This is a genomic window from Streptomyces sp. NPDC002884 (genome assembly GCF_040295245.1).
In the GTDB taxonomy this organism is placed as follows: Bacteria; Actinomycetota; Actinomycetes; order Streptomycetales; family Streptomycetaceae; genus Streptomyces.
The window spans coordinates 1-16,072 of record NZ_JBEOVB010000022.1; the positions used below are offsets into that span (position 1 = coordinate 1).

At 72.6% G+C, this 16,072-nt stretch carries 12 protein-coding genes; 4 read left to right on the top strand and 8 right to left on the bottom strand.

Translation table 11 applies throughout. The features are described 5' to 3' along the window. Positions 1-467: 467 nt before the first annotated feature. Positions 468-1,541 carry an alkene reductase gene (locus ABT070_RS31925; RefSeq protein WP_351765710.1) on the bottom strand — a complete coding sequence of 358 codons (1,074 nt, stop codon included), beginning with the start codon at positions 1,539-1,541 and terminating at the stop codon, positions 468-470. Positions 1,542-1,660: 119 nt separating this feature from the next. Between ABT070_RS31925 and ABT070_RS31930 the strand changes: the two genes are divergently transcribed. Continuing rightward, complete coding sequence (locus ABT070_RS31930) at positions 1,661-2,038, top strand: MerR family transcriptional regulator (protein ID WP_351765711.1); 378 nt, start codon at positions 1,661-1,663, stop codon at positions 2,036-2,038. A 190-nt stretch (positions 2,039-2,228) separates the two neighbouring features. On the opposite strand, the gene ABT070_RS31935 is transcribed toward ABT070_RS31930, so the two are convergent. The 3 genes from ABT070_RS31935 to ABT070_RS31945 form a co-directional block, all read right to left on the bottom strand. Further along, on the bottom strand, positions 2,229-5,150 hold the full coding sequence (locus ABT070_RS31935) for a poly(A) polymerase (RefSeq protein WP_351765712.1): 2,922 nt from the start codon (positions 5,148-5,150) through the stop codon (positions 2,229-2,231). Next, positions 5,150-6,871, bottom strand: coding sequence for an RNA ligase family protein (locus ABT070_RS31940; RefSeq protein WP_351765714.1), 1,722 nt, complete (start codon positions 6,869-6,871; stop codon positions 5,150-5,152). The genes ABT070_RS31935 and ABT070_RS31940 overlap by 1 nt, the downstream gene beginning before the upstream one ends. 226 nt (positions 6,872-7,097) lie before the next feature. Then, positions 7,098-7,676 carry a YceI family protein gene (locus ABT070_RS31945; RefSeq protein WP_351765716.1) on the bottom strand — a complete coding sequence of 193 codons (579 nt, stop codon included), beginning with the start codon at positions 7,674-7,676 and terminating at the stop codon, positions 7,098-7,100. Positions 7,677-7,776: 100 nt separating this feature from the next. On the opposite strand from ABT070_RS31945, the gene ABT070_RS31950 reads away from it, so the two are divergent. Further along, positions 7,777-8,634, top strand: a complete 858-nt coding sequence (locus ABT070_RS31950) for a helix-turn-helix domain-containing protein (RefSeq protein ID WP_351765717.1) — start codon at positions 7,777-7,779, stop codon at positions 8,632-8,634. Between the two features lie 313 nt (positions 8,635-8,947). Here the strand turns inward: ABT070_RS31950 and ABT070_RS31955 are convergent, their stop codons facing one another. Next, positions 8,948-9,733, bottom strand: a complete 786-nt coding sequence (locus ABT070_RS31955; protein WP_351765718.1) for a helix-turn-helix transcriptional regulator — start codon at positions 9,731-9,733, stop codon at positions 8,948-8,950. A gap of 55 nt (positions 9,734-9,788) precedes the next feature. Between ABT070_RS31955 and ABT070_RS31960 the strand changes: the two genes are divergently transcribed. Then, positions 9,789-11,132 carry an MFS transporter gene (locus ABT070_RS31960; protein WP_351765719.1) on the top strand — a complete coding sequence of 448 codons (1,344 nt, stop codon included), beginning with the start codon at positions 9,789-9,791 and terminating at the stop codon, positions 11,130-11,132. 215 nt (positions 11,133-11,347) lie between these two features. Here ABT070_RS31960 and ABT070_RS31965 read toward each other — a convergent pair whose 3' ends face one another. After that, entirely contained in the window at positions 11,348-12,595 is a 1,248-nt protein-coding gene (locus ABT070_RS31965) for a helix-turn-helix domain-containing protein (RefSeq protein ID WP_351765721.1), read from the bottom strand. 424 nt (positions 12,596-13,019) lie between these two features. Between ABT070_RS31965 and ABT070_RS31970 the strand changes: the two genes are divergently transcribed. Further along, the gene (locus ABT070_RS31970; protein WP_351765723.1) at positions 13,020-13,670 is read left to right on the top strand and encodes a LuxR C-terminal-related transcriptional regulator; all 651 of its coding nucleotides are present in this window, start codon (positions 13,020-13,022) and stop codon (positions 13,668-13,670) included. Between the two features lie 450 nt (positions 13,671-14,120). On the opposite strand, the gene ABT070_RS31975 is transcribed toward ABT070_RS31970, so the two are convergent. Beyond that, entirely contained in the window at positions 14,121-14,639 is a 519-nt protein-coding gene (locus ABT070_RS31975; protein ID WP_351765724.1) for an RNA polymerase sigma factor, read from the bottom strand. Positions 14,640-14,692: 53 nt separating this feature from the next. Next, positions 14,693-15,985, bottom strand: a complete 1,293-nt coding sequence (locus ABT070_RS31980; RefSeq protein ID WP_351765725.1) for a phthiocerol/phthiodiolone dimycocerosyl transferase family protein — start codon at positions 15,983-15,985, stop codon at positions 14,693-14,695. Between the last annotated feature and the right edge of the window lie 87 nt (positions 15,986-16,072).

The window sequence follows — 16,072 nt, forward strand, 5'->3', positions numbered from 1 at the left end:
CTGGGGTTTGCTTTGGTGCTGGTGTTCTTGGTGGTTTTTGTGGTGGTGGGCGCGGCGCGCCCCGCCCCGCCACCGCACACCATCGCGGTATGACCCTCAACTGCCGGGGGCTACGGTCGCGCTGTCCGTGCTCTGCGACTCCACCGTCCTCCCCGGTACCAGGACGGCAAGCGTGCTGCGTGCTTCGTGCCGGAGGGTGCGGCGCCGAGCGAACGTCGCGGTAAGGGCGAGAATCGAGACCGTACCGCCGTAGAACACGGCGGCAACCGTGGAGAGCAGCCCGACCGTCATCGGGCACGCACCCTTCTTCCCCCGTTAGGGCCGCCCGGCTTACAGCTCTGGGCAGGCGTTGATGCGTTTCTTCTCCACAGTACGTGCGCCGTCAACACCGCTGCGCGGCCTGGTCGACGTACCCACGTCGGACGACGGTCTCGATCACCTCGGCCGACGCCGCCGTGCGGCCGGTGTCACTGCGCGTGCTGGTAGGCCGAGTAGGTGAGGTAGCCGTCGTCGCCGCCCTGGAAGTACGTGCTCTCGTCGGCCGGAGCGATCGGCAGACCGGTGCGCAGTCGCTCCACCAGGTCGGGATTGGCGATGAAGGCGCGTCCGAAGCTGATGAGATCGGCTCCGAGGCCCAGCCAGTGGTCCGCTTCGGCACGGCCGGTCTGCCGGGGGCCCAGTGGCAGCACCGGGTTCATGACCAGGGTTCCCGGCCAGGCCCGGCGCAGCCCGAGCAGCGTCTCCTCGTCGGCCGTGGCCTCGAGATGCACATAGGCCAGGTCGAGCCGGGACAACTCGCCGAGGAGCGCGGTGTAGTGCTCGGCGACATCGGTCTCCTCGATGCCCCAGAAGGGGCCGCCGGGAGAGAGCCGGATGCCGGTCCGCTCCGCGCCGACGGCCTCGGCGGTCGCGGCGACAGCCTCCACGGCGAACCGGATCCGGTTGGTCACCGAACCGCCGTAGGAGTCCGTGCGCAGATTGGCGTTGGCCGAGAGGAACTGCGAGATCAGATAGCCGTTCGCGCCGTGCAGTTCCACACCGTCGAAACCCGCGTCTACGGCACGGCGCGCGGCCTGCGCGTACGACCGGACCTGCTCGGGCACCTCGGCCGTGTCCAGGGCGCGGGGCACCGGCGCCGGCTGGGGGCCGGTGGGCGTGAACACCTCACCGACGGCCGGGACGGCGGAGGGGCCGACGGGCCGCAGGCCGGTGGTGTCGGGGTGCGAGACCCGTCCGCCGTGCATGATCTGGGCGAAGATCCGCCCGCCGTTGGCGTGCACCGCGTCGGTCACCTGAAGCCAGGACGCCACCTGGTCGTCGGTGTGCAGCCCCGGAGTACCAGGATTGGACTGACCGATCAGGCTCGGCTGCACGCCCTCGCTGACGATCAGACCCGCGCTGGCCCGCTGTGCGTAGTAGCGCGCCATGGACGGCGTCGCCAGACCGCCCGCGGCGGCCCGAACCCGAGTCATCGGGGCCATCACCACCCGGTTGGGCAGCGCCAGATCGCCGAGCCGGTGGCCGCTGAAGAGGGTTGTCACGTCATGTCTCCTTCGTGATCCGTCGCCCGGATGCCAGGCGCCTCGGCTACGCTAAAACCTGACATGGACGTCAGGTGCAAGGGTTGTGTTCCGGATCACAACGGGGAAGGCGGGGCGGCATGCGTATCGGGGAGCTCGCGGCGCGAGCCGGAGTCAGCGTCCGGTCCCTGCGCTACTACGAGGAACAGGGTCTGCTCACCAGCGCGCGCAGTCCCGGCGGACAGCGGCACTACACCGAGGTCCACGTCGAACGGGTCACGTTCCTCCAGCGGATGTACGCCGCCGGGCTGTCCAGCCGGACGATCGCCGAACTGCTGCCGTGCGTCGACTCGCCCAGCGAGGAGAACGCCGACGCCGCGCTGCTTCGGATGGCCGAGGAGCGCGAACGGCTCTCCGAGCACATTGCCGACCTCGTCCACACCCGCGACGCCCTCGACGTGCTGATGGCCACGAACCGGGCTCACCGTGAGCGCCTGAACGCACCCGCGACGTGCTGAGCCTGGAGCGAACGGGTGAGGACCGGCGGCTTTGCGGCCACCGCCGTCGATGATGGTCAGCGTGATCGTCCGCACCGGCGGCGCGACCCTCGACCTCGGCGCCCCGACTCCGCCGCCCGTCTCCGAGTCACCGTCCGGCTTGCCGCCACGCTGACACCTCGCCGCCACGCAGGCGGCTTGCCGTCTCGCCTCAGCGCACGGTGGGAATCGCCCCGCCCTCGACGTGGGTCACCTCGACGCCCGGCAGGCCCGTGAGCCAGCGTCCGGCGATGTCCGCGACCTGGTCCGCGTCGAGCGGTGTGCGCCCGAGTCCGATGGCGTAACGCGCGCTCGCGGGCTGCTCGGTGGGCCCGGACCCGGGGGAGGCCGGCAGGGGCCTCGGCCAGGCGTACGCGTCCTCCGCTCCGGCGTCCCGCAACGCCCCGAGCAGCGCGCGCACCCGTCCGCGTACCCGCCCGTCGAGCTCGTCGAAGACCTCCCGCTGCCGGAGCGGCACGGTCACGACGGCCCACGCCGCGTGGTGGCGGTGCAGGGGCGGCGGGCCGAGCAGCTCGGGCCAGGGATCCGTACCGGTGGCCGCCGCGGCCTCCACGATCTCCCAGGCCCGGTAGAGCTCCTGGCTCAGCAGGTCCAGGCCGTGCGGGCCGACCTGCTCCGTGCACGAGCGCACGGGGGCGCTGGGCGTCAGCACGGTGAGGCCCGCGCCGGTTCCATGACCGTCCGGGGTGAGGCCGACGGGCTTCCGCCAGTCCCACGCGGCCCAGGTGGCGAAGAACCGCCGCAGCAGGTCGCCGGAGTCCACCACGTCCGGGGACTGCCGGACCGTGAGTGCGGCGAGCACCGCCCACGCCACTCCGGGCAGGCCGCCGAAGGGCGCCGCGTCCAGACCGCGCGCCCGCGCCCAGGCCTTCACTCCTCGTGCCAGTTCCGCGAACCGGGGCGTGCCGGCGGCGCCCACGGCCGTCAGGATCGCCTCCGAGTCGGACACCGAGCTGAGCGCGATCGCCGCGGCCTCGCCCAGTTCGGCCCGCCGCGCCGTCGCCTCCCGCGCCGGTACCGACCCCGTGGCCACGATCACCAGATCCACGTCGAGCCCGCCGACGCGGAACCGCAGACCCGGCACGCGCGCGCCGACGACCTCCCGCAGCCGCTCGGCGTCCGGCAGCGCGGCCGTGACCCGGTCCCGCACGGCCGACAGGTCCACCGCGCCGGGCAGCGCCGCGACGACGTCCACGTCGGATCCGGCGAGCGCGCATCCCATGCGCCGCGACCCGCTGAGCCGGACGGCGGCGTCCTCCCCGAGGGCTTCCGTCAGGCGCCGCACGATCCGCTCGGCCGTCGCACCGTCCGTGGCGGGCCGGACGGCCGCGTCGGTGGCGGGCGCCTCCCAGTCCTCCCGTCCCCGGTCGGGCCGGCCGAGGGCGGGCTCGGGAAGCCACCGCACCTCTCCGGTACCCAGGGCCACGGTGGCCCGCGGACGCATCGGTTCCGCGCCCCGCCGGGACAGCAGGACCAGTTCGCCGACCCGCGCGGTCATCGCGGACAGCCGGGCCGCGCAGTCGACGGCGACGGCCTGAGGGTCGCTCGTCCGGCCGAGGCTCAGATGCGGAGTGAAACCGTCGTGGCGTCCGCGGCAGCGCGGGAAGCGCCGTACCAGCGCCTGCCACAGCTCCGCCCACGGAGTGTCGTCGTCGGCCGCCGGGTCCAGCCACACCGTGGCGCCGTCCCGGTGGCCGAAGGTGTGCACTCCCTCCAGCCGTGCCGTGAACGGCGCGACCTGCGCCGCCGCCGTGGCCAGCAGTGGGGCCGCCCGCTCGAAGTCCGACTCGGGGACGAACCCGAACAGCACGTTGACGTGCGGCGGCCAGCGCCGGATCTGCGCGTCGTGGTCGCGGCGCACGTCCTGGAGCGCGGGCCACAGCGCGCGCGGAGGGATCCACGCCAGTGCCGTACGGGGTGTCGGCGCGACGTCGAGCACGTCGACGGGCGCGTCGGGGCCGCAGTGCAGGTCGGCGACGACCCCGTAGTGGTCGGAGACGTACAACCCTGTCGGGGTGGGCGTGTCGCCGAGCAGTGCCGCGTCCGTGATGTGCGGACCGTCGCCGGGGCGGACGAAGACGCGGTCGAGGCGGGAGGCGCGGCCCGACAGGGACGACACGGCGGCCAGCGGATTGACACGGGGGTCGAAGGTGGGCGCGTGCCCGTGCGGGCCGTGCGTCTCGGTCCAGGCGTCACGCATGCCGAGCGTGCGCGCCGGGCCCGCGCCGCCGTCGTTGAAGTCGCCGACCAGGACCAGGCCGCCCGCCACGCCGGACAACCCCTCGGCGAGCCGGGCCAGTTCCGTCCCGCGCCGGGCCGGGCCGTCCTCGCTGTGGTCGCTCGTCAGATGGGTGGCGGCCACGGTCAGCGGCACGGACGCGGTGTCCACGACGACGGCGGTGACGGCCTTGTGACGGCCGAGGACATGCAGGGCCGCCTCCCTCACCGGCAGCCGGCTGAGCACGAGGAGACCGCAGTCCTCGACGTCCTTCCCGTAGGGGTCCGCCCCCACGGTGTAGTCGGCCCGTACCCACTCGGCGTCCAGCAGCATGGCCAGCAGCTCCGCCTCGACCTCCTGGAGGGCGATGACGTCCGCGTCGGCCCGTTCGAGCGCCGCCAGCAGCAGCGGGCGGCGCAGGGCGGTGTCGATGCGATCACTGTCGTAGCGGTCCCACAGGGTGTTCCAGGTCAGCACCCGGACCCGATCCCGCCCCGTCTCCCGCGGTGCGGGTGGCGCGGGAGACGTGGCGGGGATCCACCGCCCGGCGGAGGCGTCCCACCCGTGCGGCGGGCGGGCCGTGAAGAAGGGCGCCCGAAGCCGCCGCGCCTCGCGCACCCGGCCGGCGCCGGACGCGTCGACGCGGTCCACGCCCGTGGCGCGGTCCCACACGACCTCGCCGTCCGCCTCCACGAACAGCACCCGGTGCCACGGGATCTCGCCGCCCGGCACGAACGCCGGCAACGGCATCCGCTGGGGCGCCGCGCCGCGCTGGTTGATACCGAGCACGAACCGCGCGGGGTCGAAACGCGGGTCCCAGCGCACGCGGTGATAGATCTCCTCGCTGGTACGCATCAGCCGTCCTCCCCGTCCAGTGTGCCGTCACGGTCCGCCACGGTCCCGTCCGCGCCCACGTACCAGGTGCGGTGCGCCTGGCCCGGATACGGCGGCACGAACCGGCGCAGTTGCCCCGCGAGCACGTCCGGCGGCACCGGATGTGGCCGCGTGGCGTTGCGTCGCACGAGCTCGTCCTCGTCGGTGAGGACCACGGCGTGCGTGACCAGCGCGTCGCGCCGGCGGGCCACGGCGTGCACCAGGGACCGCTGGCGCGGATCGAGCGACGTGGCGTCCCAGACCACCGTGCCACCGGCGCCGAGCGCCGTGTCCAGCCGTCGCAGTCCCTCGCGCAGCACCTCTTTGTTGGCCTTCTGATCCGCCCGCGCGCCGCGCGCCGTCCGCAGCCCGTCCAGCTCGACGCGCCCCGAAACGCCGGTCAGCCGCCCGGCGAAGCTGCTCTTGCCGCTGCCGGACGGCCCCGTGAGGTGCACCAGCCGGGGAGACTCCCCGCCCCGCCACCGCCACGTCGCCGCGACGGCCTCCGCCACCGTGGAGACCCGCCCCTGCGCGTACAGCTCCCGCGTCTCCGCCCAGCAGCGGTCCCCGGCCGCACCACCGATCGCTTCCTCCGCCAGCGCCTCCCGCAGCCCGGCCCTCAGCGGTCCGAGCGGTGTCTCGCCGAGCAGTCCGGCCTCCTCCGCGTGCAGCGCCGACCACTGCACCTGCTCGCGCGCCCGCTCGTCCCTCGCGACCGCGCCCGCCACGGCGTGCAGCACCCCCAGATCGGCCGCGAACGACATCCGTACGAGCCCGGCCCGGCGCTCCTCGTCCGGGTACGGCCGGTGCAGGGCGGTATGCAGCCCCACCAGATCGGCGACCCGCCTGGCGAGCGGCACGCCCAGGGGCCCGGCGGTCCGGCTCATCAGCCCGGCCCGTCGGGTGCGGTGCGACAGCGCGGCGAGCACACCCGCGAGCCGCGCCTGCCCGCTGCGCCCCAGCGAGTCCAGTCGCTCGCCCACCTCGGCCGCCGCGTCCGCGTCGCCGTCCGGCACGCCCGTGTACCGGGCCAGCGCCTCCGCGTCCGGCGCCGCCCCGGACCGCACGGCCCACAGCGCGGCGGCCGGTCCGAGCCCGTTCGCGACGACGGCCGCGTGCATCCAGTGCGTTCCCGTCGTGACGTGCGCGGGCCGCACCCACTTGGCGATCCGCCCGGCGAAGTCCTCCCGTGCGAAGCCCTCGACGGTCCGTACGACGTAACCCTCCTGCCGTCCGGTCTCCACCCGCAGCCGCCGCAGCGCCCGCTCGTCGAACGTCCCCCGCCACAGCACCGACGGAGTCGGCACGCCGAGCCCCCGCAGGAACCGCACCGTCTCGTCCCAGTCGAGGCACCGGTCGCGCTCGTCCCACACGGAGAATCCGTAGAAGTAGCCGTCCAGGGCGTCGTACGGGATCGAGTGCCGCGCGTACAGGTTCTCTCCGCACACCCGCCATCCCGCCGGTATCCGTGCCCCCACCCGCCCCTGGAGGGCCTTGACCCACGCCCGCGACGGATGATGCGCGGAATCCAGCGAGCGGGCGTGCAGCCCGTCCGCGTACAGGGTCGTGTTCTCCCCGTCGAGCTTCTCGGTCACGACGACCTCCCGCCCGACGAACCCGCCGACCCCACCGGTCCGCACATCGTCCGCGGACATACCCGGTGACCAGGCGAGATGTGGAGTCCGGGGGTAGGGGGCGCGCATGGCCGCCACTATAGGAGCCCGGAAACGGCCCGCTCCAGCGGATTACCGACCGCGAACCGCACCCGCGGCGAGGCGAACCGCACCCGCGGCGAGGCGGGGCGAGGCGAGGCGAGGCGGGGAGAGGCGCGGCGAGGCGGGGCGGGAGAGGGGCAGGGGAGGGGCCGAGGAGACCGCGACCCGGTGCCGTGCCCCGGCCACCCGCGGGGGACACCGAGATCGCCGTACGTCAGCCGCTCTGGCCCTGCGGTGCGACGAACTGCATGTCCAGATGCACCTTGACGACGTCACCGAGGAAGCCGGTCCCGAAGTCGAGCCCGAATTCGCTGCGCCGGATCTCGCCCGTTGCCTCGAAGCCGGCGTGCTTCCTGCCGTCCGCGGGGAAATCCACCGCCCCTCCGAACTCGACCGCCAGCGTGACCGGGCGGGTCACGTCCCCGATGGTCAACTCCCCTTCCAGGGACCACTCCTCGTCCGCCCCGGACACCGAAGTCGACCGGAACGTCATCGTCGGCCGCTTCTCCACGTCGAGCAGATCGGCCGAGCGGGTGTGGACGTCGCGGTCGGGGTTGCCGGTGTCGATGGAGGCCAGGGAGATCTCGGCGCTCGCCCGCACGTCGTCGAGCGTCTCACCGACGGACAGCCCGGCCTCGAAGTCCAGGAACCGACCGCGCACCTTGGCGATGCCCAGGTGCCGGATGGTGAAGTGGACCGCCGAGTGCGAGCGGTCGAGCTCCCAGTCGCCGGGGGCGAGAGGCAGAGCGGAGACGGACGTGGCGGACGCGTTCGCGGTGTTTTCGTAAGTCATGGATCCACCCTGCGAGTTCGGCGTCCCGGTAGGGAGACCGGGCTGAGGGTGGTAGTGACAGAGACACCCTCCGCGACGCCACGCGCTGTACGGTCGACCGGTGAGCGACAACGAGCTGGGGACTTTCCTGCGCACCCGCCGAGAAGCCGTCACCCCCGCCGAGGTGGGCCTGCCCGCGGGCCCTCGACGCCGTACCCCCGGGCTGCGCCGGGCCGAACTCGCCACCCTCGCCGGCATCAGCGTCGAGTACCTCATCCGGCTGGAACAGGGCCGCGACCGCAACCCCTCCGCCCAGGTCCTCGGCGCCCTCACCGAGGCGCTGAGGCTGTCGACGGCCGACCACCTCCTGCTCCGCCGACTGGCCAAGGAACACGGTATGGACAAGGTGCTCTGCCAGTCGGCCACCGCACCGCCGGTCCGGACCGTGCGCACCACGGTCCGGACCCTCCTCGACCGCCTGGAGCCCGCACCGGCCGTGCTGCTCAACTGGATCGGCGACATCCTGGCCTGCACGAGGGGCTACGAGCGGTATGCCCGCCCGCTCGGCCTGCTCGACGGCGACCGGCCCAACATGGTGCGGTACGTGTTCACGGACCCCCGTGCCCGCGCGGTACACCCCGAGTGGGACCGCATCGCCGACGACCAGATCGCCTACCTGCGCAACGAGGCCTCGCTGCACGACCCGCATGTGGCCGCACTCACCGCGGAGTTGACGGCGACCGCGGGGGCGGAATTCCGCGACCGCCTCGCCGCCGTGCCGACCATGCCCAGCCGCTTCGGAACCGATCTCGTCGACCATCCCGAGGCGGGCCGCCTGCGGCTGTCGTACGAGACCCTGGCCTTCGCGGACGAGGGCCAGCGGCTGGTGGTCCACATGCCGGCCGACGAGGCCACGGGCCTGGCGCTCGACTGCCTCAACGGCCGCAGACCGGGAGCATTGAGAGCGGTGAGCGGCTGAGGGGGTCGTCCATGAGGGCGTCCCGGACGTGTGAGTGCGCCCCGGACATGTGAGGGCGCACTCGACGTACGAGGGTGTCAGGCGAAGCCGGTGATGACGACCCGGGCGGTGCTGCCGTCCCTTGTGTGAACCGCTCAGCGTCGCGGTCGAGTTGACCTCCCCACCGGCGTCGTTGTTGCACACGCCGATCAGACAGAGCCCGCCGCCCTTGGCCGGCATCCGCATGACGCGGGCGATGACACCGCCGGACGTGCGCCCTCGGTGCTGTTCGGGGTCGAGTCGGCGTTTGACTCGCGAAGCCTGGCTTGGGAATTCACCCGCCGGGTGCGATGCGATAGGTTCCCGGTGTCTGGCCCATGGTGCGGCTGAACGTGTCGATGAACGCACTGGTCGTGGCCCATCCGCACTGGCGTCCCGTCTCACTGACGCTTGCTCCTTCCGCCAGCAGCACCATGGCGTGAAACACCCGGACGTTGGTCCTCCATTGTGGATAGGTCGTGCCGAACTCGCTCCTGAACAGCCGGGCCAGGGTGCGCTCGCTCACGCCGATGGACCGTGCGAGCCAGGCGGCGGTCCGCGGCTGCCGCAGATCGCCGGTCACCAGCGCGCACGCCTGCCGCAGCAGGGAGTTGTCGGGGGTGGGCAGCGTCAATGGCTCCACGAGGGCTCGCCGCAGCCGGTCCCGCAGGACGGCGCGCAGGTGGCGTGCCTCCTGCTGCGGGAGGGACGGTTCACTGCACGCGATGATCAGTTCGCGTACCAGGGTGTCCACGGCCACAACGACCGGCGCCCGGGACCTCAGCAGGACGTCGTGGGCGGCGAAGCCGAGCGTGTGCACGGAACTGTGCCCGTACACCCGGTGCTGATGCCAGATGCCCGCCGGAATCCACACGGCGCGCGCTCTGGACGCCACCCAGGATGCCTCGCCCGTCTGCACCGCCAGCACACCGGCGCTGACGTAGAGAAGCTGGTGATAGCCGTGCTGGTGGCGGCCGATGACCTCACCCGCGAGGTGGGCGTGCGTGGTGTCCCTGGGCTCAGCCGCCTCCTCCGTCTCCTCCGCCTCCTCCGCCTCCTCCGTCTGACTGTTTTCCGACATGTGACGGCAGATTAACGGAAGCGGTGCACCGCGCGGTCCTGTCAGCGTGGTGACCATGCCCACGACATCCCGCACCCCGCGCGATCTTCCTCCCACGGCCCCGCCCGCACGGAAGGCCCGGCTGGTCTCCAGCCTGCGCGGTATCGCCCTCGACACCCGCCCGCTGGCGCACCCTGTCTTCCGTCGCCTGCTGATCGGGCAGGGCGCGGCATACATCGGGACCATGGTCACCAGCGTCACCATCCCGGTACAGGTGTACGTGCTGACGCGGTCGTCGCTGTTCGTGGGGCTGGCGGGGCTGGCCGGTCTCGTACCGCTCGTGGTCTTCGGCCTGTACGGCGGCGCCATCGCCGACCGGTTCGACCGCCGTACGCTCTACCTGGCGTCGGCCTGCCTCACCTGGGTGATCACACTCGCCCTGCTGTTCCAGGCGCTCGCCGATCTGCGCTCGGTGCCCCTCATCCTCGCCCTCGTCGCTGTCCAGGCCGGCGCCTTCGCCGTGTCGTCCGCCGCCCGGGGCGCGATCATTCCCCGCATCGTTCCCACCCCGTTGGTACCCGCCGCGAACACGCTGTACTTCACCGCCGGCAATGTCGGACAGGTCGCCGGGCCCCTTGTGGCGGGCCTCCTGATCTCGCTGCCGAACGGCTACTGCTGGGCCTACGGCGCCGACGCCGTGCTGTTCTCCGTACTGCTGTACTCGGCCGTTGGCCTGCCCTCGATCCTGCCGACCGGCTCGGGGGCCCGCACCGGCGGGCTGCGCTCGGTCTTCGACGGGCTGCGGTTCATCGCCGCCGCCCCCGTGCTCTGGATGTCCTTCGCGGTCGACATCGCGGCGATGACGATGGCCATGCCGACCGCCCTGTTCCCGGAAGCGGCACAGCTGCGCTTCGGCGGAGGGGTGGGACTGTTGTACTCGTCCATCGCCATCGGGTCGGTCGCAGCGGGGCTGTTCAGCGGATGGATCGGACGAGTGCGCCGTCAAGGCCGGGCGCTGGCGATCGCCGTCACCACCTGGGCGGCGGCCATCGCCCTCGCGGGCACCGTCCACCACCTCCTCGCGGCCGCGGCCCTGCTGGCCGCTGCCGGAGCGGCGGACCTCGTCAGCGCGGTCTACCGCGAGACGATTCTGCAGACCTACGCACCAGACGCCATGCGTGGCCGGCTGCAAGGTGTCTTCACCGTCGTCGTCGCCGGCGGTCCGCGCCTCGGAGACCTGCGTGCCGGGGCCATGGCCTCCGCCACCGGTCTCGGTGTCGCGTGGACAGGCAGTTCGCTGCTCTGCATGATCGTCGTCATTGCCGGCGCACTGCTTGTCCGACCGTTCTGGCGCTACACCGTCACCCTGACACAGCCGCCATCGCCACCGACGCGTCCCGAAGCCGCACACCAGCCATAGAACCGGCGCGCCACGGCCGTCTCTCTTTCGTTCACCCGGAGATCCAAACCAAGCAGCCAGGATGATCCTGTTCGAGATCGAGTTGGCCCTTGAAGGTCTCGTTGACCGACGTCCACGATCCACGTGCGATCGCAAGGGTGTCCAGCTCTGTCTTCACACACCGACGTCGGACGCCCTCGTCCCATGAGCGCAGCCGATCCCTTGGAATCGATCATCTAGCGCACGGCGTCTCCGACGCCCGAGGCGCGTACGTCGGCCAGTGTGGTGGCCAGGGACCGCCAGACGTGGGTGGCCAGATCGAGGTTGTGGGCGTCCGTCGTCTGCTGCCCGAGGCGGCGCAGGGCCGCGACGCCCTGGTCGACCCGGCCCTCCAGGATCATCAGACGGCCCTCCAGGACCGCCAGCCGTACCCGGTCCCCGTGCGGCAGCCGGAGTTCGCCGTCCGGCGGCAACGCGCCGCACAGGGTCCGGGCCTCGTCCAACCGGCCCTGGTGGAAGGCGAGATGGGCCCGCAGTGCGCGTACCTCCTGCAACTGGATCGGGGTGCCGATGAGTTCGAGGACCACGTCGGCCTCGCCGAGCCACCGCTCAGCCGCCGCCACGCACGGTGGTGACATCTGGAGCGCGGCGGCCGTCGCCGCCGTACGCAGCCGGGTCCACAGGGTCAGGTCGTCGCTGCCCCGGAGCAGTGCCAGCGCCTCCTCCAGCCGGGACCGGGCGGTCCGGTGGTCGCCCCGCCGATCGGCGACCACCGAGGCCGCCCACAACGCCTCGGCGGCCGGTTGGGGAGCGGCCGTGGGCAGCAACTCCCTCTCCAGTTCACGGACATGGCGCTCGGCCGCTTCCAGTCGGCCGAGCCCGGTCTCGACGGCGATCAGGACCGTCTGGGCGGCCATGACGTCGGCGGTCGGCAGCCGCTCGGCGCGTGCGACGGCGAGCGCGGTGACGGCGACCGGTTCCGCGGCCCGTGCCTTGCCCAGGGCGTACAGACAGCGCGCGTACTGCACATGGGACCGCACCCGGAGGTCAGGTGCCGCGATCAGTTCGCTCAGTTCGATCAGCTCGTGCAGATGACCGCGCTCCTGCTCGAAGTCTCCTCGGCCGCCGCTGATCCGGCCGAGCAGCCACAGCGCCTGCCAGCGGCCGACGGGGTCGTCGTGCTCGTCGTCGCGCACCGCCTGGAGGAGGGCGGTGGCGCTGTCCGTGCCCGGCGGTGCCGAGGTCGCGGCGGCGAGCGCGCGGCTCAGGCAGCCGCCCGCGCGCGGCTCGGTCAACGCGGCGACGTCCACGCCGAGTTGCTGTGCCAGATAGCTGACGGTTCGTCCGGTGGGTCGGCGTTCACCGGACTCCAGACGGGATAGGTATCCGGTGGACATGCCGTCACCGACGACCGAAGCCTGGCTCAAGCCCCGCTCGAGCCTGAGCTTCCTCAGCTGCCGGCCGAAGTGCGGCTGCTCAAGCATTTCGCCCTCTGATCCCCTGAGGTCCTTTTGAGTCTTCTGATCGCCCCGTGTTTCCGAGGCCGCGTCCGGAAGTTGCCCATACTTTAGGGAGGCTGGGCAATGGGGGCAACATGGTTGCACAGGCGAGGTTTCTCCTGTCATTTGCCATGGCCCCCTGCGTACCGAGTTTCGGAACGACCGGGCGGAGGATCCTGTCTGGCTGAAATTGCCCCATGGCCGAAAGAGTTGGCAATGGGCGCGCCCGGACAGGCAAACACTTGCCAGGTGGATTGCCCGGCCATAGCCTCCAGGCTGCCGACCTGATGTGATATCCCCCCAACCCGGTGGCGGCCGCGCGAAAGTGACGCACTGACAACGTTGTCCTGCGGGATTGCCGGAAAGGGCGGGGTGCATCGAAACCCCCATGTACAGAGGGAAAGACGGTATGTCCGTGGTGACCACAAGCATCACCGCCTCATCCACCACCGTCGTCAAGGCGGGCGCCGGCGTGAACCGCCGCCGCACCTACACGGCCCATGTATGTCCGAAGGGCATGACCATCACGGCCGCGGAAGCCGATTTCGCGGCACAGTTCGGGGCGAGCCCCGGCGAGATATGCGACCGTACGCTGAGCGATCTGCTCCGGGCGGGCACGCCCGAGTTGCTGCGTCATCGTTTCACCGACCTTTCCGAGGGCCGCACGAGCTGGTTCACCCAGCGGGTGGCCGGCCGCCACGACAGCGGCCGTGTCTTCCCCGCCGACCTGACGGCGATAGCGGTCACCGGCGCGACCGGGCCGGCCGGACTGGTCCTCCTGCTGAGCCCCCTGGGGGCGGCGGGCGAGCCGTACCCCCGGGAACTGACGCTCAGCGAACTCGACGTGCAGGTCCTGGAGGGCGTGGCGGGTGGTGCGTCGACCGTGCAGCTGGCCAGCCGCCTGTACCTGAGCCGTCAGGGCGTCGAGTACCGCGTGCGTCTGCTGCTGCGCCGTTTCGACGCTCCCAACCGGCCCGCCCTGGTGGCCCGCGCCCACGCGCTCGGGCTGTTCGCGCCGGGCCAGTGGCCCCCACGGGTACTGCCGGAGCTCATCGAGTAACGGGCGCGACGGGGGACACACGGCGGGCGGTGGCCGTCGGCGGGACGATCCCGCCGACGGCCACCGTCGCGTCCGTCCCGGGGCCCCGGCGGGCACCTTGCGTTCGTCGGGGGGCGAAGTCCGGTGCGTGCTCCGTCGGGCACCTGCTCGAAGCGCTCGGGGGAGTGCCGGCCGTCCTCGTGCGGCGTGCACCCGGGTTCCGGGCGGAAGCGGAGCACGGGCGTGCCGGGCGGCGGGCGACGGGACGCCCGCCGCCCGCCGGGGCTCCAGGGCCCTTCTCCCCGGTCCCGCCGCGGGGGTGCGGCATCGGCAGGCGCCTCCGCCGCGTCGCCGTCACGCCCGGACACTCCGCACGGACCGCCTCCTCCGCCTCGCGTCCGCGCGCGGCGGATCCCGCTCGGGCCGGCCGGACGGCACTGCCTCCGGACGGCAGGAACCACAGGACGGGCCTCAAGCCGCCGAGGGCTGCCAGGCCTCCCGGAAGCGCAGCCGGGCGCGGTGCAGCCGGGACCGTACGGTGCCCACGGGCAGTGACAGGACACGTGCCATCTCCTCCTCGTTGAGGCCGTAGGCGCGCAGGGTGAGGACCTGCCGGTGGGACATGGACAGCCGGTCGAGTACGTCGCTGATGTGCACGGCGTCCAGCGGGTTCGCCTCCTGCCCCGGCTCGACCCGCTGGTACGGCCCCTCCTCACCGGCCCGTCTCACCGTGCGCACGGCCTCGCGGACCGTCACCGAACGCACCCAGCCGTAGAACGCGGTCGGCTCCCGCAGCGTGCGCAGACCCCGGTAGACGGCGAAGAGCGCCTCCTGGGTGGCGTCCGCGCCGTCGTCGTGGGTGATGGACCGGCACAGTCGTGCGACGTACGGGACGATCCCGGTCAGCAGTTGGTTCATGGCCTGTTCGTCGCCCGCCTGGGCGCGCGGCAGCAGCGCCAGGGGTGTGGGGATGTCGCTGACGTTGCTCATATCGGCGCTGGGCTCCTTACGGTGGCCGGTGAGATGCGGTGCGGTGGGCCGCCTCAGCCCGCCGCCGTGGGGACGGGCTCGACGGCGGCGGCACAGGCGTCGAGCACCGCACCGACCCCGTCGCGGAAGGTCCGGACGAAATCCGGGCTGAAACAGGCGGTGAAGTACGGGAACTCGATGGTCAGCCGTCCCTCGAACGAGACGACACAGGCCATCACCGGGCTGCGCCCGGCCGCCGGGAAGTACTGCTCCCGGGCGGGCACCAGCCGGACGTCGGTGGCCTCCAGGCCCTCCGGCAGCCGGGGCCCCGGGACGACGCCCATGTTCGTGGCGATCACCGTCGCCAGTTGCAGCGTGGGGTTGCGCGGGATCTCGGGCGTGATCCGCATCTCGTGGTAGGGGCCGTCACCCGCGACGAAGTCGCCGAGCCGGGAGTGGACGGTGCGGGCCAGCTCGACCGGGTCCGACTCCGGGGCGACGTCCAGGGCCTGGAGGTGGCTGGTGACGGCGGGCACCATCACCAGGGCGGGCACCGGCGGTGACAGCCGCGAGCGCAGATCGACGGGGGAGAGGCAGCGCAGGGCACGCGGCTCGCCGCCGGGCAGGCGCCGGCGCGCGGTCGTGAGCAGAGCCGCGGCGACCAGGGCGTGCACGGTCACGCCCGCCGTGCGGGCGGTGCGGCGCAGCCGGCCGGTGCGTTCCTCGTCCAGCGTCAGCCGGCACACCTCGATACGGCCCTCGACGGCGGACGGATCCGTGACGTCGTACGTCACCAGCTCCGCCGGGTGCCGGAGCGCCTCGGCTACGCGCCGTTCCAGGTACGCGGTCGTCGCCGCCTCGTCCACCTCGGGCAGCAACTCGCTCACGGGCACCGCCCAGCCGGGAGTGCCGTCCGCGGCGCCGGGCCGCTCCTCGCCCTCGGCCAGGGCCCGGTAGCGTTCCCAGATCTCGTTGTGCAGCGCGATGCCACTGTGTCCGTCGACGACGGTGTGGTCCACGGAGAGCACGAACAGGTGGCCGTCCTCCTCGGGCGCGCTCACCACGACCGCCCGGCTCAGTGGCCCGCCGACAGGCAGCGGTGTGTTCAGCTCCGTGGCGTAGGCGTCCTCGGCGGCGCCGGTCCGGGCGCTCAGCCGGGGGCGCGCGGCCTCGTCCAGCAGGTCCAGCGCGAAGCCCTCGCCGTCCGGCACGATACGGGTCCGCAGCGCCGGATGCGCCTCGGTGACCGCGTCGAACGCGGCCGACAGCGCCTCGATGTCGAGACGGCCGCGCAGGGTGCAGGAGAGCACCGCTCGGCTTCGCTGCCCGACGTACAGCGTCTCTACCGGACACAACGCACGGCGCATGACCCAGACCCTCTTTTCGTCCGCTCATTCCCGGAATCCGAGCCCCGGCCATCGGTCGGCGCCGCGGATCCGGCTCAACGTCCTTTC

Bases quoted from the DNA above. Each gene is read 5' to 3' on its own strand.
- ABT070_RS31930 (WP_351765711.1), top strand. From the start codon at position 1,661: ATGCGTATCGGGGAGCTCGCGGCGCGAGCCGGAGTCAGCGTCCGGTCC.
- ABT070_RS31965 (WP_351765721.1), bottom strand. From the start codon at position 12,595: ATGCTTGAGCAGCCGCACTTCGGCCGGCAGCTGAGGAAGCTCAGGCTC.
- ABT070_RS31955 (WP_351765718.1), bottom strand. From the start codon at position 9,733: ATGTCGGAAAACAGTCAGACGGAGGAGGCGGAGGAGGCGGAGGAGACG.
- ABT070_RS31970 (WP_351765723.1), top strand. From the start codon at position 13,020: ATGTCCGTGGTGACCACAAGCATCACCGCCTCATCCACCACCGTCGTC.
- ABT070_RS31945 (WP_351765716.1), bottom strand. From the start codon at position 7,676: ATGACTTACGAAAACACCGCGAACGCGTCCGCCACGTCCGTCTCCGCT.
- ABT070_RS31975 (WP_351765724.1), bottom strand. From the start codon at position 14,639: ATGAGCAACGTCAGCGACATCCCCACACCCCTGGCGCTGCTGCCGCGC.
- ABT070_RS31980 (WP_351765725.1), bottom strand. From the start codon at position 15,985: ATGCGCCGTGCGTTGTGTCCGGTAGAGACGCTGTACGTCGGGCAGCGA.
- ABT070_RS31940 (WP_351765714.1), bottom strand. From the start codon at position 6,871: ATGCGCGCCCCCTACCCCCGGACTCCACATCTCGCCTGGTCACCGGGT.
- ABT070_RS31960 (WP_351765719.1), top strand. From the start codon at position 9,789: ATGCCCACGACATCCCGCACCCCGCGCGATCTTCCTCCCACGGCCCCG.
- ABT070_RS31935 (WP_351765712.1), bottom strand. From the start codon at position 5,150: ATGCGTACCAGCGAGGAGATCTATCACCGCGTGCGCTGGGACCCGCGT.